25 protein-coding genes are annotated in these 22,682 nt (G+C 47.2%); 17 read left to right on the top strand and 8 right to left on the bottom strand.

Going from position 1 to position 22,682, the window contains the following annotated elements; genetic code table 11:
- Positions 1–99 precede the first annotated feature (99 nt).
- Positions 100–840: a 16S rRNA (guanine(527)-N(7))-methyltransferase RsmG gene (gene rsmG, locus PJF56_RS14005; protein ID WP_283763303.1), complete on the bottom strand. Its 741-nt coding sequence runs from the start codon at positions 838–840 to the stop codon at positions 100–102.
- Between the two features lie 65 nt (positions 841–905).
- Positions 906–1,538, bottom strand: coding sequence for an ABC transporter ATP-binding protein (locus PJF56_RS14000; RefSeq protein WP_283763302.1), 633 nt, complete (start codon positions 1,536–1,538; stop codon positions 906–908).
- 99 nt (positions 1,539–1,637) lie between these two features.
- On the opposite strand from PJF56_RS14000, the gene PJF56_RS13995 reads away from it, so the two are divergent.
- The 12 genes from PJF56_RS13995 (at position 1,638) to PJF56_RS13940 (ending at position 12,615) form a co-directional block, all read left to right on the top strand.
- On the top strand, positions 1,638–2,606 hold the full coding sequence (locus PJF56_RS13995) for a Sll0314/Alr1548 family TPR repeat-containing protein (RefSeq protein ID WP_283763301.1): 969 nt from the start codon (positions 1,638–1,640) through the stop codon (positions 2,604–2,606).
- 25 nt (positions 2,607–2,631) lie between these two features.
- Entirely contained in the window at positions 2,632–3,138 is a 507-nt protein-coding gene (locus PJF56_RS13990) for a DUF4112 domain-containing protein (protein ID WP_283763300.1), read from the top strand.
- Between the two features lie 166 nt (positions 3,139–3,304).
- Positions 3,305–4,618, top strand: coding sequence for an aminopeptidase P N-terminal domain-containing protein (locus PJF56_RS13985; RefSeq protein ID WP_347179548.1), 1,314 nt, complete (start codon positions 3,305–3,307; stop codon positions 4,616–4,618).
- Between the two features lie 143 nt (positions 4,619–4,761).
- Positions 4,762–5,802 (top strand): UDP-3-O-(3-hydroxymyristoyl)glucosamine N-acyltransferase, encoded by a 1,041-nt coding sequence (gene lpxD, locus PJF56_RS13980; protein ID WP_283763298.1) that lies wholly within the window; start codon positions 4,762–4,764, stop codon positions 5,800–5,802.
- A 110-nt stretch (positions 5,803–5,912) separates the two neighbouring features.
- Positions 5,913–6,416, top strand: coding sequence for a hypothetical protein (locus tag PJF56_RS13975; RefSeq protein WP_283763297.1), 504 nt, complete (start codon positions 5,913–5,915; stop codon positions 6,414–6,416).
- A gap of 157 nt (positions 6,417–6,573) precedes the next feature.
- Complete coding sequence (locus tag PJF56_RS13970; protein WP_283763296.1) at positions 6,574–6,714, top strand: hypothetical protein; 141 nt, start codon at positions 6,574–6,576, stop codon at positions 6,712–6,714.
- Between the two features lie 68 nt (positions 6,715–6,782).
- A complete protein-coding gene (locus tag PJF56_RS13965) occupies positions 6,783–7,712 on the top strand; it encodes a glycosyltransferase family 2 protein (protein WP_283763295.1) in 930 nt (309 codons plus the stop codon).
- 136 nt (positions 7,713–7,848) lie between these two features.
- Positions 7,849–8,802: a glycosyltransferase family 2 protein gene (locus tag PJF56_RS13960; protein ID WP_283763294.1), complete on the top strand. Its 954-nt coding sequence runs from the start codon at positions 7,849–7,851 to the stop codon at positions 8,800–8,802.
- Positions 8,777–9,391, top strand: coding sequence for a hormogonium polysaccharide biosynthesis acetyltransferase HpsU (gene hpsU, locus PJF56_RS13955; protein WP_283763293.1), 615 nt, complete (start codon positions 8,777–8,779; stop codon positions 9,389–9,391). Before PJF56_RS13960 ends, hpsU begins: the two co-directional genes overlap by 26 nt.
- 163 nt (positions 9,392–9,554) lie before the next feature.
- Complete coding sequence (locus PJF56_RS13950) at positions 9,555–10,604, top strand: fatty acid desaturase (protein ID WP_283763292.1); 1,050 nt, start codon at positions 9,555–9,557, stop codon at positions 10,602–10,604.
- A gap of 82 nt (positions 10,605–10,686) precedes the next feature.
- Positions 10,687–11,736 carry a fatty acid desaturase gene (locus PJF56_RS13945; protein ID WP_283763291.1) on the top strand — a complete coding sequence of 350 codons (1,050 nt, stop codon included), beginning with the start codon at positions 10,687–10,689 and terminating at the stop codon, positions 11,734–11,736.
- A gap of 36 nt (positions 11,737–11,772) precedes the next feature.
- On the top strand, positions 11,773–12,615 hold the full coding sequence (locus PJF56_RS13940) for an acyl-CoA desaturase (protein ID WP_283763290.1): 843 nt from the start codon (positions 11,773–11,775) through the stop codon (positions 12,613–12,615).
- A gap of 5 nt (positions 12,616–12,620) precedes the next feature.
- Here the strand turns inward: PJF56_RS13940 and PJF56_RS13935 are convergent, their stop codons facing one another.
- Complete coding sequence (locus PJF56_RS13935) at positions 12,621–12,920, bottom strand: (2Fe-2S) ferredoxin domain-containing protein (RefSeq protein ID WP_283763289.1); 300 nt, start codon at positions 12,918–12,920, stop codon at positions 12,621–12,623.
- 95 nt (positions 12,921–13,015) lie between these two features.
- On the opposite strand from PJF56_RS13935, the gene PJF56_RS13930 reads away from it, so the two are divergent.
- The gene (locus tag PJF56_RS13930) at positions 13,016–13,150 is read left to right on the top strand and encodes a hypothetical protein (RefSeq protein WP_283763288.1); all 135 of its coding nucleotides are present in this window, start codon (positions 13,016–13,018) and stop codon (positions 13,148–13,150) included.
- Between the two features lie 109 nt (positions 13,151–13,259).
- On the opposite strand, the gene PJF56_RS13925 is transcribed toward PJF56_RS13930, so the two are convergent.
- Together PJF56_RS13925 and PJF56_RS13920 are read right to left on the bottom strand one after the other, a co-directional pair.
- A complete protein-coding gene (locus PJF56_RS13925; RefSeq protein WP_283763287.1) occupies positions 13,260–14,237 on the bottom strand; it encodes a cysteine synthase A in 978 nt (325 codons plus the stop codon).
- A gap of 256 nt (positions 14,238–14,493) precedes the next feature.
- Positions 14,494–15,132 carry a peroxiredoxin gene (locus tag PJF56_RS13920; protein ID WP_283763286.1) on the bottom strand — a complete coding sequence of 213 codons (639 nt, stop codon included), beginning with the start codon at positions 15,130–15,132 and terminating at the stop codon, positions 14,494–14,496.
- 220 nt (positions 15,133–15,352) lie between these two features.
- Between PJF56_RS13920 and PJF56_RS13915 the strand changes: the two genes are divergently transcribed.
- The 3 genes from PJF56_RS13915 (at position 15,353) to psaD (ending at position 18,317) form a co-directional block, all read left to right on the top strand.
- A complete protein-coding gene (locus PJF56_RS13915) occupies positions 15,353–15,664 on the top strand; it encodes a hypothetical protein (protein WP_283763285.1) in 312 nt (103 codons plus the stop codon).
- A gap of 55 nt (positions 15,665–15,719) precedes the next feature.
- On the top strand, positions 15,720–17,774 hold the full coding sequence (locus PJF56_RS13910; RefSeq protein ID WP_283763284.1) for a DICT sensory domain-containing protein: 2,055 nt from the start codon (positions 15,720–15,722) through the stop codon (positions 17,772–17,774).
- 117 nt (positions 17,775–17,891) lie between these two features.
- The gene (gene psaD, locus PJF56_RS13905) at positions 17,892–18,317 is read left to right on the top strand and encodes a photosystem I reaction center subunit II PsaD (protein ID WP_283763283.1); all 426 of its coding nucleotides are present in this window, start codon (positions 17,892–17,894) and stop codon (positions 18,315–18,317) included.
- A gap of 300 nt (positions 18,318–18,617) precedes the next feature.
- On the opposite strand, the gene PJF56_RS13900 is transcribed toward psaD, so the two are convergent.
- From PJF56_RS13900 to PJF56_RS13890, 3 genes are all read right to left on the bottom strand, one after another.
- Complete coding sequence (locus tag PJF56_RS13900; protein ID WP_283763282.1) at positions 18,618–20,204, bottom strand: serine/threonine-protein kinase; 1,587 nt, start codon at positions 20,202–20,204, stop codon at positions 18,618–18,620.
- Between the two features lie 386 nt (positions 20,205–20,590).
- Positions 20,591–21,451 (bottom strand): TIGR02452 family protein, encoded by an 861-nt coding sequence (locus PJF56_RS13895; protein ID WP_430540889.1) that lies wholly within the window; start codon positions 21,449–21,451, stop codon positions 20,591–20,593.
- 36 nt (positions 21,452–21,487) lie between these two features.
- Positions 21,488–22,114: a Uma2 family endonuclease gene (locus PJF56_RS13890; protein ID WP_283763280.1), complete on the bottom strand. Its 627-nt coding sequence runs from the start codon at positions 22,112–22,114 to the stop codon at positions 21,488–21,490.
- A 303-nt stretch (positions 22,115–22,417) separates the two neighbouring features.
- Between PJF56_RS13890 and PJF56_RS13885 the strand changes: the two genes are divergently transcribed.
- Positions 22,418–22,678 carry a hypothetical protein gene (locus PJF56_RS13885; protein ID WP_283763279.1) on the top strand — a complete coding sequence of 87 codons (261 nt, stop codon included), beginning with the start codon at positions 22,418–22,420 and terminating at the stop codon, positions 22,676–22,678.
- Positions 22,679–22,682 lie beyond the last annotated feature (4 nt).

Here is a 22,682-nt window from a genome sequence, read left to right as displayed (position 1 = left end):
GGGGGATACGGAGACGCGGAGACACGGAGACACGGAGACGCGGAGAAATTGCCTGTTGCCTGTTGCCTGTTGCCTTCCTCCCTTGGTGGGTTTGCCTTTCTATTGCTTACACACATAAAGACAGTGGCGCGTGGCTTGACTTAAGGGAGTGACAAAGGCATCGATCCAGGTTAACCGTCCCCCTAAACTGCGTAGGGTTTGCTTGAGAATTTTTTCTTCTTCCAGACTCCAGCGCCCCCGATATAAAATGACTAAACCTCCAGGTTTGAGAAAGGGAAGAGCATACTGTAAACAGATTGGGGCTTTGGCGACGGCTCGGATTAAGCAAAAATCATAGTGTTGAGTATAGTCCGGTTGATGATGGATCTGTTCGGCTCTACCGACGTGAGCTTGAATGTAGGGTAAATTGAGGGTGGCGATCGCCTCTTCTAAAAACAAGACCTTCTTCTGGGTACTATCGAGCAACGTTAACTGTAATTGCGGATACAGAGGCTTCAAGGCAAAAGCCACGGGAAGCCCCGGAAAACCGCCTCCTGTGCCAATATCCAGACCGCGCAAGGGTTGATTCGCGGGCCAAGGTTTCAGGGGACAATCTTGCGGTTGAGAGGAAGATAGAGCAAACCCCAGGGGACGAATAGAGTCCCATAAATGCTTTTCCCAAAATTCTGTTGGCTCGGTAATGCGGGTTAGATTCATGTGGCGATTTCCCGCCAAAATTAAGCCATAGAGCTGCTGGAATTGGTTGAGTTGGCTGGGGGTGGGTTGCCAACCCATTGTCTTTTGCCAAATGTCCACAGAAGCAGGTAAGGGAGAAATAGCTTGGGAAATTTCTAAAACCACGATCGCACCACACCTAAAGGTTTTGCTCTGTTCACCAGCAGCTTATCACGATCGCGATCGCCCTTCTAGAGCTTGACCGCCGTTAACTCGCCGTGGTTTAAATGCCAACAGCGATCGGCTAAACTCACCAACTCATCGGGATCGTGGGTGACAATCATCAACGTCCAATGGGACTTAATTTTAGCCAATAATTGCACCAATTGCCGACGCATCGACCAATCTAAACCGGCTGTAGGTTCATCCAACATTAAAATATTCGGTTGACGGATAAGCTGTACTGCCAACGCCAAACGGCGCTGTTGACCTCCACTTAAAGCATGGGGAGACGTTTGCAACGACAGATGATCTAACCCCACCTCCATCAACGCTTCCTTCACCCGATCTAAATCTAACTCTGGATGACCCAAGCGCAACTCGTCCAGAATTGTACTGCCGCAAAAATGCCGTTCGGGAAACTGAAACACCAATCCCGCCAATTGTTGCATATCCTCAGCAATCAAAATTTGCTCGCGCCAGCAAATTTCTCCCGCCGTCGGGTAAACTAAACCGGCCAAAATTTCCATCAATGTGCTTTTTCCGGAGCCACTAGGGCCAATAATTAATCCCAATTCTTGGGGCCCCAGTTCTAAGTTAATGGCTTTGAGAACCGGATCGGGAATCGCTGGAGGATGATACGTTAAGTTTTTCAGATAGAGCATGGGGGATAGGGGAATGGGAACTTTTCATGAAAGATGCATCATCATATCGAGTATACTATCGGACTAGAACACAACGGATTGCTGTTCCGTTAAACTCCTATGAAAAACCGGCTTAACCTCTTTCAATTTTGCTCCGGTTTGGCGATCGCCAGTTGCCTGCACCTGAGCTTTTTTACCCCTTCCCTACAAGCGGGCGATCCCTTCCGCCAACAAAATCCCCAGGCCATTGGCGACCATACCGAAGCAGCATTTAAGGCGATTTTTATTGGCGGAGATTATCCCCAAGGGCAACAGTATTTACAACAGGCCCAACAGACCGAAGCCGACGATCCCTTGGTGTATGCCATGATTGCTTCTATGGCCTATATTGACCAAGATTGGGAGCAATTGGGAGAGTATGCCACCCAAACCCGTGAAGTCGCTAAGGCTTTAATGGAGGAGAATCCTTTACGGGGTAATCTGTACATCGCAGTGGGCCATTTTATGGAAGGGGGTTATGCCTTGGCTAAAGATGGGCCGGTGAGGGGAGCGCCCCAAGCCTTGAATCAGTTACAGGAGGTACTGAAGTTTATTAAGGAAGCCGAACGGATTCGGGGTGACGATCCAGAGTTGAATTTAATTAAGGGATATATGGACTTGATGTTAGCCGTAAATTTACCCTTTGCCGATCCCCAACAGGCGATCGCCCGTTTAGAAAACCTGGCCCGTCCCCAATATCTTGCCTATCGCGGCATTGCCATGGCCTATCGCGATTTAGGCGACTATCCCAATGCCCTCGAATATGTTAATTTAGCCTTAACTGCGACCCCCAATCATCCAGAAGTCCATTATCTCAAAGCCCAGATTCTCAAAGAACTCGAACAATGGCAAGCAGCCCAAGGCTTTTTTAATCGCGCCTTATCTCGGCCGCAAATGTTACCCAAATATTTAGTTGCCCAAATCTTTTTTGAATCCTGTCAAAACCAGCGTAAAATTGACCAAAAACCGCGCAACTGTGATGCTCTGCGCGACCCCATTAAAGAAGGCAATCAAATCTGGGGGCCAGAACGTTTACCTTCTTTAGATTAAAGTAAAAATTCATTATTGATTCATCATGGAAGATAGGAATCGGGAACCAGACAGAGAACAGGGAAGCAAACTTTATCGGATTCAACGTCTGCGGCGTTTAAGTCAACTCCTGGATAACGCTCTGCCGATTCCTGGTTTAAATTACCGTGTGGGACTCGATCCCATTATTGGTTTAATTCCTGGGGGTGGAGATATGGTGAGCGCTATTTTATCGGCTTATATTGTTCTAGAGGCAACCCGGTTTAGATTACCCAAAGAAACTCTAGGACGCATGGTGATGAATATCCTCATCGATACTTTGACCGGAATTGTCCCCGTTTTAGGTGATATTTTTGATCTCACCTGGAAAGCCAACGCGATGAATATGCAATTACTTGAAGAACATTTACAAGCGCCTAAATCCAGGGAAGCAGCCGATCGCGGATTTATCATTGTCATGATTATCATTTTAGCCCTGATCGTCATCGGCATTACCAGTTTTGGCCTGTTTCTGCTCTGGGGATTAACCGCTTTAATGAATTCCCTATTCTAAGTCTATCGAGCGATAACGCCAAATCTGGCAATATTCTTGAGATCGCAGCTAAAACTAAAGCAGAAAGCGCTATAAGATGTAATAAATTGAAAAGATATTTAAGCAAATTATCCCAGGAGGTTCAATTCGCGTGGTTTCATCCCTCTCCGAGGCCGTTTCCGTACACCTGCAAGACGAATATCGCCAGCGCCGGGAAAAAGTCATGGCGAAAATGGCAAAAAGTACAGCCATTTTTCGCAGCGCTCCCCTAGCGGTGATGCACCGGGATGTGGAGCATCCCTTTCGCCAAGAGAGCGATTTTTTCTATCTGACTGGGTTTAATGAACCGGAAGCGGTAGCGGTTTTAGCGCCTCACCATGAGGAACACCGGTTTATTTTGTTTGTGCAACCGAAGGAGTGGGAGAAGGAAGTTTGGAGCGGTTACCGCGTCGGAGTCGAGGATGCGAAGGCGGTTTATGGTGCGGATGAAGCCTATCCTATTGGGGAGTTGGAGGAAAAATTACCCCAGTATTTAGTCAAAGCCGATCGCCTCTACTATCATTTTGGTATTGATGAAAAGTTTAATCAGACCATGTTGCAGCAGTGGCAGTCGTTACTGAGGCAATACCCGAAAAAAGGCTTTGGCCCCACGGCTCTAGAAGACCCGATGACCCTATTACATCCCCTACGCTTGGTCAAGAGTGAGGCGGAATTGGAGCTGATGCGTAAGGCGATCGCCATTTCTGTAGAAGCTCATCATTTAGCTTGGGATATGGCCAAACCGGGCATTTACGAGTATGAAATTCAAGCGGAAATGGAGCGTCTCTTTCGTCGTCGCGGAGGAGTTGGCCCGGCCTATCCGTCCATTGTGGCTTCTGGCCCGAATGCCTGTATTTTGCATTACATCGAAAACTGCCGCGCCCTAGAAGCAGGAGATTTGTTACTGATTGATGCCGGGTGTTCCTACGGCTATTACAATGGCGATATTACCCGTACTTATCCGGTCGGTGGTAAGTATTGTATGGAACAACGGGTGATTTATGAAATTGTCCTGGAAGCCCAACGACAGGCGATCGCCCAAATCAAACCCGGTAACCCCTTTAGCGCTGTTCATGATACCGCCGTTCAAGTGCTAGTCGAAGGCATGATCGAATTAGGCTTTTTAGTCGGAGAACCGGAAGAACTGATCAAAGAAAATAAATATAAGCCCTATTACATGCATCGGACGAGCCACTGGCTCGGTCTCGATGTCCATGATGTAGGAGCCTATAAACAAAATGAAGAAGAGTCGCAAGTGCTACAACCGGGTCAAGTGTTAACCGTGGAACCAGGCATGTATATTGCCCCCTTGGTTGAACCCGCAGAAGAGCAACCGGAAGTCCCCCCCCAATGGCGCGGTATCGGAGTCCGCATCGAAGATGATGTTTTAGTCACCGAAACTGGGTGTGAAGTGCTGACGGCGGGCATTCCCAAAATGCCGGAAGAACTCGAAGGGAATTAAAAATCTAGGGAGTAGGGAGCAAGATGCTCCCACTCCAGTAATATTCAATGAGTAACAAGTAATGAGTCTTAGGGTTCTATCGCGATCGCCAACAACTGCTGTAAACTTTGCACAGATACCCTCAAAACTTGGTGTTTAAGTCTATGAAACTCAGTGAAATTATTGAAAAATTGGGTAAGGTGGCCGCAGAAAACTCCCTACCCGGTCTCGATCCAGAGATCGGGGGAGTTGCACCGGTAGATGAAGCCACACCCCAGAGTCTGAGTTTCATTGAGGGTGGGAAGTTTGCTAATCAGATTAACACCACGGAGGCGATCGCCCTCATCTTGCCCACGGAGTTAACTGAAACTGCCACAGAGCGAGGGATTGCCTGGATCGCCACTAGGGAACCGCGTCTGTTATTTGCCCAAGTTATTGACCTCTTTTATCAACCCTTTCATCCCCAACCGCAGCTTCACCCCACAGCCGTCATTGCCGAGGATGTAGAGTTAGGAGAAGGGGTGTATATTGGCCCCCATGTGGCGATCGCCTCCGGGGTCAAAATTGGCGATGGGGTCTGTATTCATGCCAATGTAGTCATTTATCCCCAAGTGGAAATAGGCGATCGCACTGTTCTCCATGCCAACTGTACCCTCCACGAACGCACTCAACTGGGTAAAGATTGTGTCATTCATAGTGGTGCAGTCATTGGATCAGAAGGTTTTGGCTTTGTTCCTACCCCTAAAGGCTGGTTCAAGATGCAACAATCTGGGAGAGCCGTATTAGAAGAGGGAGTAGAAGTGGGTTGTAATAGTGCCATTGACCGTCCAGCCGTGGGTGAAACCCGCATCGGTAGCCAGACGAAAATTGATAACTTAGTGCAGATTGGCCATGGTTCCAAAATCGGCTCCAATTGTGCGATCGCCGGTCAAGCCGGGATGGCAGGTGGTACAAAAGTGGGTAACAATGTGCTTCTAGCCGGACAAGTGGGAATTGCCAACAATACCGTGATTGGCGATAATGCGATCGCCTCCGCTAAAGCCGGAGTACATGGAACCATACCCTCTGGCTCCGTTATTTCGGGAAACCCGGCGGTCAATCATCCCATCTATCTGAAAGCATCTGCCATCTATAAGCGTCTACCGGATTTATATCAGTCTTTGAAAGAGTTGCAAAAGCGGCTGAAAAATTTGGAATCCCCCTAAACCGACACACTAGAGAGACAAGCTCCCCCAGCGCCTTGTCCCTCCAGAGAGCAACGATAAGCTACAAAAAGATTTCTTGAAACAAAGAAAAAAGAAAACTCAAGGTCGTCATGGACAATTTACCCAATCCTGATATTCTTGAACCCCCAAATCAGAAGCGATTAGGGGCAACCCAGGTGCATCCGTCTACTCAACTGCCCCATTTTCCCAAAACTAAACCCACGCGCTTAAGCCGCCATCAAAATCAATATTATCCGGATCTGGCCATTGACTTACTTCATGATATTGAGGCGATCGCCCGCCAATGGCAAGATCAGTTAAACCAGATCCATCATCAAATTACAGCACTCTATCATCAAGGGCCAATTATCGAGGGATGGCTCGAATCTACCCCCAACCCAGGCTCTCGCACTTCCTACCGACTCTGTGGACTGAAGGAAAATGGAGAGGTTTGGAGTCGTTCGTGTGCAGCAGAAGAAATCCCATCGATTAGTTTAGCCATTCATCGCTATCAACAATTGCGGCAATTTCTGAGCCAAAAGCATATCCTAGAAGAGCGTCTATCCCAGTTAGCCCAATCCTTAAACGGTTTACATCGCCAACTTAAACCCTAGTGAGTATGACACGGGGACGCGGAGACGCGGGGACGCGGGGACGCGGAGACAGGGGGGTGAAGACACGGGGATTGAATTAAAATGAGAGAATTGAGTAAAAAAAGATATGACACCTGTTGATTATGGCAGATATTCGTTCTTTTAAGGAATTGAGAGTATGGCAAAATGCAATGGAGGTGACGATGATCATTTGGAAGAAATATTAGGTCAGTTAGTAAAAATGGCTTCACAACCCGAAAAATGGACAATTCAATCTACCCACCCTATTAATCAAAGAAATAACCAAAGAAAGCCCTAAACCTATCTCTATCTATCTCCCTGTCCCCGCGTCCCCGTGTCCCCGCGTCCCCATTCCCCTATTCCCCCATGAGCGTCCAAATCTCAGCCATTATCTGTACCCATAACCGAGAGCGATATCTGGGTGCAGCCATAGAAAGCTTGCTCAGTCAAGATCATCCCGACTTTGAGGTGATTGTGGTTGATAATGCCTCAAGCGATCGCACCCAAGAAGTCATACACTCCTTACAACCCCATCCCCGCTTGAAGTCGGTTTACGAACCCGTCACCGGTTTATCCGTGGCTCGCAATACCGGTGCAAAAACCGCCAGTGGAGAAATTTTAGCCTATTTAGATGATGATGCGATCGCCACACCCTCCTGGTTAACCGTCCTGGCTAAAGCCTACGCAGAGAACGATAAACTGGCGATCGCTGGCGGTAAAGTCACCCTCATTTGGCCCCCCGATATTACCCCTCCCCCGTGGCTCTCAGAAGGTTTAGCCGGTAATCTCGGAGCCTATGATTTAGGCGATAAACCCCTCTTCATCACCCAACCCAACCACACCCCCAGAGGCTTAAACTACTCCATCCGCCGCAGTTTCCTCGCAGACATTGGTGGCTTTGACCCCAATTTAGGGCGAGTCGGGAAAAAATTGCTCTCCAATGAAGAACTGGTAATGACCGAATTGGCCCTACAATCGGGATGGCAAGTCAGCTATCTCCCCGAAGCCTTAGTTGCCCATAACGTCGCTCCCGAACGAGTTAACCGATCTTGGTTTCTGCGTCGAGGGTGGTGGCAAGGGGTGAGCGAATGCTATCGGGAACAACTCTCCAACCGGGGAGGAATTCATCAATTTTCGCGGGGAGGAGAACGCATCATTCGGGGACTCTATAAATCCGTGAAATACATCCGCGATCCGGCCCAGAGGTTTGATAACCTAGTCTATGCCTATGGTCAAATCGGCTATCTAACTACGGCGATCGAAGGATTATGGTCTACAAAATCTCCATCAAAGTAAATCTATCTCCACTCCATTGATCTTGGCCGTCAGACCATAACTGTTATAACTAAAAAAGAAAAATGCAGATCCCCCAATCGAAACTTTGAGATCGATCTGATATCCTAAACGTTGCCCTTGTACCTCCTGTGCCCTTATGACCTCTGAAGCACCTAAAGTCCCAGTATCAATTATTATTCCAGCAAAAGATGAAGAAGATAACATAGCTGCTTGCTTGGAGAGTTTGCAACCGGCGGATGAGATCTTTGTTGTCGATTCCCAAAGTGGCGATCGCACCGCAGAAATTGCCGAAAGTTTAGGAACAAACGTCATCCAATTTAAGTTTAATGGATCGTGGCCAAAAAAGAAAAACTGGTCTCTAGACAATCTCCCCTTTCGTAATGAATGGATCTTGATTGTCGATTGTGATGAACGCATCACTCCTCCACTATGGGAAGAAATCAAAAAAGCAATTCAAGACCCTAACATGAATGGCTATTATCTCAATCGCCGAGTTATTTTTCTCGGATCTTGGATTCGCCATGGGGGACGCTATCCCGATTGGAACTTACGCCTGTTCAAACATCAAAAAGGACGCTACGAAAACCTCAATGTGGAAGATGTCAGAAATGCCGGTGATAATGAAGTGCATGAGCATGTGATCCTCGACGGCAATGTGGGATACCTCAAAGAAGATATGCTCCATGAAGACTTCCGGGATATTTATGCTTGGCTCGCTCGCCATAACCGCTATTCTAATTGGGAAGCTAGAGTCTATTACAACCTGATTGAAGGCATGGACGAAGGCAATACCATTGGTGCAAATTTATTTGGCGATGCAGTCCAGCGCAAACGGTGGCTGAAAAAAATCTGGGTGCGCCTACCCTTTAAACCCACTATTCGATTTATCTTACACTATATTCTCCAACTGGGATTTTTAGATGGCCGCGCTGGATATATTTATGCCCGGCTCCTGAGTCAATATGAATACAATATTGGCGTAAAACTATTTGAACTGCGCCAATTTGGAGGGCATATTAATCCCACCAAAGCTCAATCTTCTGGATCTCAATCTTCCCCTAGCCATGTCAACACCCCCATCAAGTCCTGAACCCTCCCAATCTTATCGCCTAGATTCTCCTTCCTGGGTGGATTTACGCCAGTATGACCAGTCCAATTTCGATCGCGGTCGTCCCAGTTGGATGATTATTCTTTGGTGGTTTGTGCAAGGGGTTACTTTCCCCTTAACTCTACATAATTGGCATGGTATTCGGATCGTTCTGTTACGCTGGTTTGGGGCCAAAATTGGCCCAGGGGTGGTCATCCGACCTACGGCCCGATTTACCTATCCCTGGAAAATAACCATTGGCGATTACAGTTGGATTGGCGATGATGTGGTGTTCTATAGCTTAGATGAGATTGAAATTGGCCAACATTGTGTGATCTCCCAGAAAACCTATCTTTGTACGGGTTCCCATGATGTGAAAGACCCCTGTTTTTGCCTCGTAACTGCCCCGATTAAGATGGGCAATGGGGTATGGATTGCGACCGATTGTTTTGTCTCTCCAGGGGTCGAAATTGGCTCAAATACCGTGGTTGGGGCCCGTAGTAGTGTGTTTCGCTCTTTACCAGAAGCCTACATTTGTTGGGGCACACCTGCTAAGGCCCATACCCCCCGTCCTCCTTTGAAAGAAAAATAAAGGTTGTTGGCAGAAAAAATAAGTATTTATACGGTTGAAAATATGCCCTTTTTATGGATTTAGAATTGCTCGATCGATCCTCAAAATTAGCTTTTCTAAAATTCATGAAAATTGCGTAAGTAAGGGGTATAATGATGCAATTGTTGACTGAGGAAGATTTAGCATGGAAACAGCGATCGCCAATCCCTCGGCGGAGCTTATATCAACGGGAAGACCCCAACTCGATCGAAATTTGCGCTTAAAAGATGTCTTAAAAACCTTACCCAAAGACGTTTTTATCAAAAGCCGATTTAAGGCTTGGTTTGGCTTTCTCTCCAATGTCGTTCTCGTCAGTTTAGGATGGTGGGGAATCGCGATCGCCCCCTGGACCTTACTTCCCCTCCTCTGGCTCTTTACAGGAACCGGATTTTTTGGCTTATTTGTAATTGCCCATGACTGTGGCCATCGTTCCTTTGCGAACAAGAAATGGGTCAATAATCTGGTCGGTCATATTGCCCTCACTCCCTGCATTTATCCCTTCCATCCCTGGAGAATTCAACATAACATTCATCATAAAAATACGAATCATATTGACCGCGATAATACCTGGAATCCCTTCTACGTGGAGCAGTATGAAGCCCTCAATAAATTTGAAAAAACAGTCTATCGCTCCCTCCATGGAAAATTCTGGTGGTTAGGCTCCATTGTCCATTGGTTTCAACTCCACTTTCAATGGTGGACAATCAAGCCAGGAAAAGAACGGGAACAATTCAAATTTTCTGCCCTATTCGTCATGGCAGAAATGGCAATTGGCTTCCCCCTGCTCATTGCTACCACAGGATGGTGGGGCTGGTTTTCCCTCTGGTGTATGCCTTGGTTGGTCTTCCACTTTTGGCTCAGTACCGTTACTCTCCTGCACCACACTTTGCCCGATCTCAGATTTGAACCCGACGGAAAATGGCATGAAGTCACCGCCCAGCTCGTCGGTAGCACGGATTGTAAATATCCTTGGTGGTTTGAGTGGATTTGCCATGATATTAACGTTCATGTTCCCCATCATTTAACCACTGCCATTCCCTGGTATAACCTGCGTAAAGCACACGCCAGCATTGAAGAAAATTGGGGAGAATATATCACCAGAAATCGCTTTTCTTTCCGTCTTTTGTGGCAAATTACCGATGTTTGCCACTTGTATGACGAAGAAAAGGGGTATCGCACCTTCTCCGAATCCTAGTCATCCCCTTTTGGGCCTCACTTCAACTGGGGTGGATCGTCTCCACCTCAAATCTATAAACCATACAACAGGAAAATTTCGCATGAAAACAGCGATCGCGCACCCGTCTGAACTGCTGCAAGCAGACAAGAAGATCGGACTCGATCCCAATATCCGCCTCAGAGATATTCTCAATACCCTTCCCAAGGAAGTATTTATCAAACATCCCCTGAAAGCCTGGACGGGAGTAATCACGAATCTGATCCTCGTCGGTTTAGGATGGTGGGGCACAGCTCACGCCCCTTGGTACTTACTTCCCCTACTCTGGCTCTTTACCGGTAGCGCCTTCACCGGCCTATTCGTCCTCGCTCACGACTGCGGACACCGCTCTTTCTCCAATCGCATATGGATCAACAACCTCGTCGGCCATCTCGTTCTTATTCCCTGCATCTATCCCTTCCATAGTTGGCGGATTCAACATGACATCCACCATAAATACACCAACTGCCTAGAAATTGATAACGCTTGGAAAGCCTATTCCCGCGAAGAATACAACAGTTTCCATCCCATCGAAAAATGGGCCTATCGTGCCCTGCGGGGTAAATTTTGGTGGTTAGCCTCCGCCGTTCATTGGGCAAAACTCCACTTCCAATGGTGGACATTTGCAGGCAAACAACGGGGACAAGTTCGGTTTTCCGTTCTCTTTGTCCTCGCTCAAATGGCGATCGGATTTCCCTTACTCATTGCCACCACCGGCTGGTGGGGATTAGTCAACTATTGGTTAATGCCTTGGCTCGTCTTCCATTTCTGGATGAGTACCATCACCCTCTTACATCACACCAAACCCGATATTCCCTTTAAACCCCAATCTCAATGGAACGAAGCCGAAGCCCAACTCATGGGAACGGCCCATTGTCAATATCCCAGATGGTTTGAATGGATGGCCCATGATATTAACGTTCATGTTCCCCATCACATCTCCACGGCTATCCCCTGGTACAATCTGCGTCGGGCCAATGCCAGTCTAGAAGAAAATTGGGGAGAATACATGACCACCAATGAATTTTCTCTCTCTTCTCTCTGGAAAATTACCAGCGTTTGTCACTTATACGATGAGGACAAATGCTATCAACCCTTTACCCAAAAGGGGTAATCAAAAGCTAAACCAATTTATCTCAGGTAACCTTTGATGATTAAAGAAATCACTTCTAAAACGACGATTCCTGAAACCGAAGCCTCTCCCCAATTAAACTGGATTATCATAGGGGTGATGATTGCCATGCATATCGGAGCCGTTTTAGCCTTTTTCCCCCCATTTTTTAGTTGGTCGGCTGTGGGCGTTTTTCTGGTTTTGCACATTATCACCGGATCGGGAGTGGAAATTGGCTGGCATCGTTTAGCCAGTCACCGTAGCTTTACTTGTCCCAAATGGGTTGAATATTTTTTTGTGTTTTGTGGAACTTTTAGCGGTTTATCTAGCCCCATTGATTGGGCTGGAACCCATCGGATTCATCATGCCCATTCCGATCAAGAAGGCGATTATCACAATATTAACAAAGGATTCTGGTGGAGTCATTTTATCTGGATTCTCTATCATAAACCTGAGTTAGATGAGAAAATTGCTAAAGTGACCAAAGATATCAAAGACGATCCGTTTTATCTATTCTGCGATCGCTATCTCCTGGTTTTGCACTTCGGTTTAGCCGCCATCCTCTTTGCCCTCGGAGGCTTGCCTTGGGTGATGTGGGGAAGCGTCGTCCGCGTCGTTCTCCTTTGGCATGGTGCCTGGGGTGTCAACAGTGTCGCTCACACCTTCGGCTATCGTACCTATGACACCGATGATAAATCCACCAATGTTTGGTGGTTAGTCCCCTTGACCTACGGACAAGGTTGGCACAATAACCATCATGCCTTTCCCTCTTCTGCTCGTTGCGGCTTAAAATGGTGGGAAATCGATCCCAGTTGGGGAGTCATTAGCCTCTTGCATCGAGTCGGCTTAGTGACCAAAGTTCGTCTACCCAATCAATCCTAGCCTCTTTAACCGTTAGACGGATGAAACTTCCGATATAACATCCCTTTAACCGGGTTTCCCCCAATCAAATGCCGCTCGACTACCGCAGGCACTTCCTGGGGAGAAACCCGACAATACCAAACTTCTTCTGGTAAGACCAAGACCATCGGCCCATTGCCACATTGCCCCAAACAGTGAACGGCTATAACCTCTACCCCATCAACCGGATGCAGTTCAAATGCTTCCAATACCCGATCTGCTCCTAACTTACGACAGCTTTGGTATTGGCACACCCGCACCTGTTTAGTTGCTTGGGTTTCACTCATCTTTCACCAGCCTTTTTGAGAACATGATAGAAGAGGAATAACAGCGATCGCTATTTTTGCCGATACAATCAAGAAACCGATAGAGGCAATGAGTTATGGAACCTCAAGTTAAACCTCAACCCACGTTATTATACGACCCAGACTACCAACTTTGGTTGAATGATACCGTTAACAATTTCTGTTCAGAAATTGAGTTGATTCTCCAAGATAGCCTTAGCCTACCTAGATGAAGACTGGCTCCCCTGGCAACCCGAATAGTTGGCAAGGACTTTAGTCGTGACTATAGCTAGTCTAAATAAGTTGTGCAACAGGACATGCCCTCTCCCGTGGGAGAGGGATTTAGGGAGAGGGTAGCAAATTCTTCGAGGCTAACCACTCTCGATTATAAAGCTTGGACTGATAGCGAGCGCCCCCATCACATAACACCGTGACAATGGTATGTCCCGGCCCCATTTGTTTGGCTAAAGTTACCGCAGCTCCCACATTAATACCAACGGAACCGCCCATAAATAAACCATCCCGGCGCAATAACTGATAAATGACTCGGATACATTCAGGATCGTCCACTTGAATGGCATCATCGATGGGCACGCCTTCCATATTTTTGGTAATCCGAGAATTGCCAATTCCTTCGGTGACTGAATTGCCTTCTGGTTTAATTTCTCCGGTTTTCACATAGGAATATAAACCACTCCCCATGGGGTCAGCGACAACTACGCGAATATTGGGGTTTTTCTCCTTCAAATACATCGCAACTCCGGCATAGGTTCCCCCGGTTCCTGTAGCTGCCACCCAACCATCAATTTTACCGTCGGTTTGTTGCCAAAGTTCTGGCCCTGTGGTTTCATAATGGGCTTGACGATTGGCTAAATTATCAAATTGATTGGCCCAAATGGCGTTATCGAGTTCATCGGCGACTCGGCCAGATAATTTCACGTAATTATTGGGGTCTCGATAGGGAACGGCTGGAACGGTTTGTACCTCTGCGCCTAGGGTACGCAGGGCCTCTATTTTTTCCTGGGATTGGGTTTCGGGAATAATGATTTTGCAACGATAGCCTTTAGCATTACAAATATGGGCTAAACCGATGCCTGTGTTACCCGCCGTTCCTTCTACGACTGTACCACCGGGTTTGAGGAGTCCTTGTTTTTCGGCATCTTCGATAATATACAGGGCGGCTCGGTCTTTGACGGAACCCCCTGGATTGAGGAATTCTGCTTTACCGAGAATCTCACACCCGGTTTCTTCGCAAAAGCTGTTTAATCGAATCAGGGGCGTGTTGCCGACTGTGGCTATAAATCCTGCTTTGATATCCATCCGTTTACTTACCGAACTTTATCTTTAGGGAATAGGGAATAGGGAATAGGGAATAGGGAATAGGGAATAGGGAATAGGGAATAGGGAATAGGGAATAGGGAATAGGGAATAGGGAATAGGCAAGAAGTAATTTCCCCGCGTCCCCGCGTCCCCGCGTCCCCGTGTCCCCGTGTCCCCGTGTCTCCGCGTCCCCACTTCCCCGCGTCTCCGTGTCCCCGTGTCCCCACTTCCCCACCCTAGAATGAAGTGCTATAACCTATTTATTGGGCTGGGGAGTCATGCGTAAATAGGGTTTAATTTCTTCATATCCTTTGGGAAACTTCTCTTTCAAGACTTGTGGATCTTTGAGAGAGGGGACAATGACGCAATCATCTCCATCTTTCCAATTAACTGGAGTGGCAACTTGATGATAATCGGTTAATTGTAAGGAGTCAATGACTCGCAGAATTTCATCAAAGTTGCGTCCGGTGCTGGCTGGATAGGTAAGATTGAGGCGCAGTTTTTTGTTGGGATCGATGATAAAAACGGTACGAACGGTTAAGTTGTTCAAGGATTCTGGATGAATCATGTCATAGAGATTTGAGACTTTTTTATCCTCATCGGCCAAAATGGGATAATTGACGGTTGTTTTTTGGGTCTCGTTAATGTCTCCAATCCATCCTTTGTGGGATTCTACACCATCAACGCTGAGGGCAATGACTTTAACATTGCGTTTGTCAAATTCTGGTTTGAGTTTGGCGACCATGCCCAGTTCTGTGGTACAAACGGGAGTATAGTCTGCGGGGTGAGAAAACAGGACGACCCAGCTATCTCCTGCCCAGCTATAGAAGTCAATTTCACCTTCGGAAGAGGCTTGGGTAAAATTGGGAACGGTATCACCAAGTCTGAGGCTCATAAATAGTTCTTTACTGTTTCGTAGTTGATTGTTGGCTCTGTAGAGTTAATCATCTCATAGGTGTTTTAGGTTTGAGTCGCTGTGGGAGGATTGTTTACAATTTGTAATTTAAGGGTTAGGGGAGGTGAGGGGGTTTCAATCAAGAAGGTTCTTGTGTTAAGTCAGATCCTGCTATATAAGAATCATAACTTGCTTGTTTTTCAGAATTAAGGATACCTTTATGCTCACGATTATCGATCTCTTATTTGATTTGATGCAAGTGATAGAGCCTTTCCTGGTGCCCATTTGCTTTATCAGTGCTTGGGTCTTGATTGCGGTTGTGGCCTGGACATTAGGTCGAGCGATGGGAGAGGGTCTGGCTCAGGCCAAGCAAATGCATCAGATTCCCTGTGCCCATTGTCAATTTTTTACTAATGACCATCGGTTAAAATGTACGGTACATCCTCAGTATGCCAATTCGGAACGGGCGATCGATTGCCTGGACTATAAACCGCATCAAACGGCCCGAGAACTCGATAGAATGAAAACTTAAACAAACTAAACTTAAGTTAAGAGTGGAGTTGTCCTGACTGGGCGAAGCAGCGTTAATGAGTAATTACACTTCCGTGTTGGCTGACCTTTTACAAAGGTTACCCCAACTGCGATCGCAAATCTATTTTAAGCCGTCTTTGACTGCCCTTTCCCATGCCATGGAAGACCAGGTATTGGCTGGGGGCGATCGCCCCTTAGTGATTGCCAATTTCCAGCGAGAGCGGTTTTATCGCCAAGAGTCTCATCGCTATCGCCGCATTGCCCAAAAAACTGACCAGGTTTATATTCTGGCGGCTCCAGAAACGGAGTTTAAGAGTGCTTCCCAGGAGTATGAAACCGTTGCTTTTGATCTCCAGGATGAACTTAAGCATGAGTGGCATTTGGTGATTATTGGTCAGCAGTATGCCACTTGTTTAATTTGTCGCGAACGCGATCCATTGGGAATGGGGTTGCCGGAATTGCCGTTGATGACGATGGATCAAGGGCGGCGCTTTGAGGGGATTTGGACGTTCGATCGCCAGGTGTGTGAAGAGGCGGCCCATGCCCTGCTCTCTCGAATTGTAGACTATCGTCCGGAATTAGCCACAAAGATTGAACAAGCCCAAACTCTTATCACCCAAGCTCCAGCTTGTCAAATAACTCATCTCGATCCGGCCCCATTTGCGGAGCGTCTAGTGACCTATTTACAAGCGGGTCAATATAAACTGGTGAAGGCTTATACGGCGATCGCCAACCAAGAAAAAAAAGAACGCCTCGTTAACTCCATCACCGATGCCATCCGCCGTTCCCTAGACCCGGAAGAAATTTTTCAGATCGCTGCCAAAGAACTCGGCCAAGCCATGGAGAGCTGTCGCTGCCTCATTTACCCCTGTAAAGCGACCCAAAAGCAGGTCACCATCGAATATGAGTACATTAACTCCCAAAAACTCTCATCTTTGAAAGGGAAAAGTTGGCCCCTAACCGAGCATCCCCTGTTCTCCCAGGTGGTTGAGCAACATCACCGGGCTTACCTGAGCAACTTAAATCGGGATACCCTCAATCACCCCACCCTTCGAGATCAACTCACCCCGGCCAAAATGCACTCCTGGTTAATGGTTCCCGTACTCTACAAAGAGGAACTGCTGGGAATGATTGAAATTCACCACTGTGGAGACAGTGCTTATACCTGGGCAGCCAGTCAATTGGAAATGGTACAGGCGATCGCCTCCCAAATTGGAGTCGCCCTGATCCAAGCTCAAGCCTACGCTAACCTCGAAGACCTCAACCAACAACTCGAAGCCCTAGATCTCACCACCCGTAACCTAATCGCCATCACCGGTCACGAACTTCGCACTCCCCTATCCACCATCCAAGTCTGTCTGGAAAGTTTAGCCACCGAACCCGACATGCCCCAGGATTTGCGCCAGGTGATGCTCAATACCGCCCTAGACGATGCCGAACGGCTGCGAGAGCTGATCCAAGACTTCCTCACCCTGTCTCGCCTCGAAAGCGGCTCCGTAGACTGGAATCCCGAACCCCTACCCTTACAAGAATGTATCGACTTAGCCATCAGCAGCATCCGAAGCCATCAACCCAACCAAGACTTACCCCAAATTATTACCCATCTGGCCACCAACCTGCCCCTCGTTCATGTCGATGGAGAATGGTTGGTCGAAGTTTTATCCAAACTCATCGATAACGCTTGTAAATTCACCCCCTCCCAAGGACAAGTCACTATCGGAGCCATCTTGAGTACCCAAAGGCAATTTCAGGATCTTGTCCCCCCCCAAAAACGCGCCGCAAATAACCGCACCATGGTTTTAGTGACGGTTGAAGATAGTGGTCGCGGAATTGAACCCAACCGTCTCGAAACTGTCTTCGATCGCTTTTATCAAGAAGAAGGTGCCCTGCGTCGCAGTACCGGGGGGACAGGTCTCGGTTTAGCCATTTGCCGTCAAATTGTCGCCAACTGGGGGGGGCAGATTTGGGCCGAGTCTGGAGGGAAAGACCAAGGCTCTCAATTCCGCTTCACCTTGCCCATCGTAGACAAAGACTTTTCTCAAGGTTCATCCAGAAGCGATCGCCCTTCCCGCTCCCGTCGCCCGTCGCCCACCGTTGGGCGGCAAAAGTAGGCTTCCTGACCACCAATTATGAACAACTGTAACAGTTCCTAACAAAATCTCTAGTCCACCCCCATCTCAGTGATAGGATGCCATAAAAATCTTGGTTTAGAGGAGAGAGCTTTAACCATGAGTGAGACACTGACCGGACAAGCGCCCTTATTTGGCGGCAGCACTGGTGGACTACTCACCAAAGCATCCGTAGAAGAAAAGTACGCCATCACTTGGACATCCCCCAAAGCTCAAGTCTTTGAGATGCCCACTGGTGGTGCAGCCACTATGCAAGAAGGCGACAACCTTCTGTATTTGGCTCGCAAGGAACAATGCTTGGCCCTAGCCTATCGCCAACTGCGGCCCAAATTTAAGATCAATGACTATAAAATTTACCGGGTTTATCCCAATGGTGAAGTCGAGTATCTCCACCCCGCAGATGGCGTGTTCCCTGAAAAAGTGAACGAAGGTCGGGAATTTGTCGGTAAAATTGACCGCAATATCGGCAGCAACCCTGAGCCAGCGACCCTCAAATTTAGTGGTAAAGAACCCTACGAGGTTTAAGGCCCTCAACTCATATGCCTTGAGTACACTTAACTCAAGACTCCCCTAGTGGGAGTTTTTGCACTGAAAAAGGGCGATCGTGGCGATCGCCCTTTTTTGAGTAATGAGTAATGATATCAAATCCGATTAATTGGATTCAAGAAGCGGGCAACATACCCACACTCCTCCAATTCTTTGATCTAACTGGAGTGGGAGCATCTTGCTCCCTGGATTTTTAATTAGGGGATTTCCGCTTCGCGGACATGAATAAGCGGACTTGATATGAATAAGAATTTAACCCGAAGCATTCCCTCATTGAGTCTACTTCCGCCCTTTGGGTAACACCGTCCTCCAATTCGTTCGCGCCCGTTTCAACTGCTGCTCCGTCACCTTCGCCCCCGTCAAATTCGCCCCGCATAAATTCGCCCCATTCAAATTCGCACTACTCAAATAGGCATAACTCAAATCCGCACCTCGCAGATCCGCCCCCTCCAAATTGGCATAATTAAAATAAGCCCGACTCAAATTCGCATCCCGCAAAATCGTCTGTTTCAAACGCGCCTTCGTAAAATCTGAGCGAAACAAATTCGCACGAGTAAAATTCGTCTTCACAAACTTACATTCCCGGAAATTCGCCTCTGGAAACACCATCTCCTGAAGATTGAGGGCACTCAAATCATGATCGACAAAATCCCGCCGCCCCTTAGCATAATAAGTAGCCAACTCCTGCTCCTTCAAACGAGTAGGAATCTTGGGCTTATTTCCCCCCGCACTTGGCCCCGAAGTCGGGCCAGAATTGGCCTGAGTGGAAAGAGACGTATTAGAAAGCCCCGTATTACCCGCGCCTCGTAACCTGGATTGGCGCGATCGAATCGACACCCCAAACCGAGACAAATGGCTACTCGGCCCAGAATTTCCCGTATTCCGGCTGCCTGTTCCTTTAGAAGAAGTCTCTGAAGTTGGCTTCACCGGCCCCGTTAACATCCCCTGAGCCAAACTATCTAAATAAGGCTCTAACTCCAAAGCCTTCAAAATATCTTGAGCCGACTGATACCGATGTTTAACCGACCCATCAAGCATTTTCTTCAACACACGGGTTAAATGGTCGCTGATTTGTACCTGTCGTTCCCATAAAATCTCCCCCGTTGCCGGATCGTAGCCCAAATCCTTCGGAGACTTACCCGTTAGCAAATAAATACAAGTCACCCCGACTGCATAAATATCACTGGCATAAACCGGTCTCAGAGCCATCTGTTCGGGGGGAGCATATCCTGGAGTCCCGATCGCAAAAGCCGTTAAAGCCGTTTGATCCGAACTATTCTCCACTGCCGTCGGATTCACCTGATCCTTAACCGCCCCAAAATCAATTAAGACTAATTTTTTATCCTGATTGCGGCGAATCAAGTTAGCCGGTTTAATATCTCGATGAATGACTTGATTGGAGTGGATATACTCAATAACGGGTAATAATTCGCTTAAAAACTGCTTAATTCCGGCCTCTGTAAACGGCCCTCCCCGCTTCACCTCTCGGCTTAACGTGGCTCCGCTAATATACTCCTGAACTAAATAGAATTCTTGTTCCGTCTCAAAATAATCCAGCAAACCCGGCAATTGGGGATGATTGCCAATTTTACCCAAGGTTTTCGCCTCTCGCCGAAACAGCTCTCTAGCCATTTGCAGAGTTTGTGGGGAAGTTGAAGCCGGGCGGAGTTGTTTGATGACACAATAGGGATTCCCCGGAAGAGATATATTTTGAGCCAGAAAAGTCGCCCCAAATCCACCTTGTCCCAAGAGTTTAGAGATGTGATAACGCTCTCGAAGCAATAGTTTGGAGCCACAAGCAGCACAAACTTGAGCATTGGGAGAATTTTCTGGATTTGGACAAACTGGGTTAACGCAGTAGCTCATTGAGGCCTTACTCGCTTCTTAAGTTTGACTGCCAGGATAGGACGATCCTAGATTGATGATGACGCAGGTTAAGCGCCTAACTCGATCGTCATTGTCGCTCTAATTGCTACCTTTATCTGGAAGTTGAGGGTAATTATACCAAGCGACTGGGTTCAGCGATCCAATCATCAATTACAATCTAGGTATGACTTTTGAGTTATGCATCCCTACTTAATTATCATACCTTGTCTTTCCAGAAGTTGACAGTTAACTGTATGGATCGCCCGAAATTTGGGACATGCAGGGCATAGCGCAAGAAAAAGGCTCTATACCAAACTTAACCCGAATGGTCGGAACCGACCCTTGTCGATCGCAGCAACCCGGATTTTGTGGGTGTCGATCGCATTCTATTGCTCATTACCAGGGCGTAACGCTGCAAATCGGCGTTCAAATTCAGCCAGGATGTGCTGCTGTTTGTCTGAGGAAAGGACGGAGAATAATACGGTTTTGAATCGTCCCCAAAAGGGTTGATGGGGCAGGAGGAAATCAGCAAATGTTTGGGCAACCACTGTGGGATCGTTTCTGAAAACACCACATCCCCAAGCGCCCAAGACTAAGGCATCACAGTTGTAATGGGCGGCTAGACTCAAGACTTTACTGGCTCGATCGCCCAAAACTTGAGGAATTTGTTGGAGCTGTTCGGGATTATTGCGTGCGATCGCCCCCGCATTAGGGGCTGGACTGGTGATAAAGTCAACCCGATAGGGAGCCTCTAGCAATGTGCCATCATCTTGGCGAAAAACGGGACAATGGGGTGAATAAATCATCCGATTGGAGTACAAAAGATTACGATGAGCGCGATGATAGTCGTAGTATTCTCGGCACTGAGTCAAACTCTTATACAATGCTGAACTGCGAGCTAAACTTTCTTCCTGAGCTTGCGAACCGTTGAGAAATCCACCTCCAGGATTTTTAGAGGAGGCAAAATTAAGTATGGCAATTCTTTCAAACTGCTGCGATCGCGCTAGGCGCTCTGCCCCCACTAAAGTCGTCTCATTCCTAACAATAAACTCCGTATGCTCAAAGGGGGGCGCAAGGGAAAGAACCTGATTTTCAAGAGTAACTAGGGTTTCGGGTTCGTAGTATGTGGTTCGGGCTAAACAGGTTTTAATGTCCTGTTGAATATTCACCGGTTGCCCTTGCTCCCGATGATAAGCGCCAGTGTTGAGGATATTTAGCGTGTCTTGGGCGATCGCCTGCCGTTTCATCTTCATCTCGATACCTCATTAAGGTCTGAAATCAATTCAGAGCGCTGTTTTGACCCAATTGCGAAACCGCTTGATTAATTCTAAATAATCTATCGTTTCGGCTTGTTGGAGAAATCTGGAAATGTCTGGGATGGGAATATTGAGGAAAAATTGACTGTTCGTGGAGGCAATATACTCTTCATTTTGTAATTGTTGGATAGTTAGAGTGCTGCCATCATAAATCCAAACTTCAGGGACTCCCAAAGAGGCATAAACCTGCAAGCGATCGCTCGAACTGCTGGTGATATCAATTTCAATGACCAGATCGGGGGGTGGATCTTCCGGTTTCAATCTTCGCCGGCCGCGAATGGCAGCAATATTGCGAATATAAAAACATTCATCAGGTTCTGCTCCGCTTAACTCTGGATGCTTGTATGTGGTCGATCCCAGAGGATAAATATTAATGTCTAATTCTTCTGCCAGAGTCTCGACAAAGCGCCCCATGACTGTTTTATAGAGTTCGTGTTCTGGTGAAGGAGCCAAGATTTCTAATTTTCCACGATAGTAGGTTAAGCGCAAACGGCGGTCTTGCAGTTCTTCCAGAAGATGCTCGTAGGTTTTCCAACTAATACCCGAAAGATGGATCATTTCAGGGGGTGTTGCTGTGGGTAACGTGGCTGTCATCGCTCTTGCTCAGAACGCTCTGGATCGATTATAGGCGATCGAGTGATGTCACTGGATGTAAGGGTCATAGATTGAATATAAAATGATAATCATTCTCACAATGCAATGAGGCCACAAAAATCAAGTCAAGGATCGACCCGTTGTTTTGGGAATCCTGGATGAACGGCTTGTTTAATCACCGGAGAAATGTATTTATCTATACGGATTTTGTGGCGATCGCCTTTGTACCCTAACCCAAATCTGGATCGGAAACCTGGTTTTATACTAAAATCAAGTTAAACAATCAAAAAAAATGAAGTAATCATGAATTCAGTAAACTTACGACAAAAAATCGCAATTCAACTTAATCAACTTTCCCCAGACCGACTGGCCTTAGTAAGTGACTTTATTGAATCTATTCAAGCCTTAGAAAACTCTGAACCATCTTCTTTTCAAAAACTCCCCCCGATTAAAAGAGGTAAAACGGCCGCAGATTTAGTAAAATTTGCGGCAACTTGGCAAGGTGATGACCTGGAAGAATGCTTGAATATTGTCTATAAAAACCGATCGCCCGCTCAATTTTAATTCC

The sequence above is a fragment of the Roseofilum halophilum BLCC-M91 genome (assembly GCF_030068445.1).
Lineage (GTDB): Bacteria > Cyanobacteriota > Cyanobacteriia > Cyanobacteriales > Desertifilaceae > Roseofilum > Roseofilum halophilum.
This window is presented reverse-complemented; position numbering and strand designations above follow the sequence as displayed.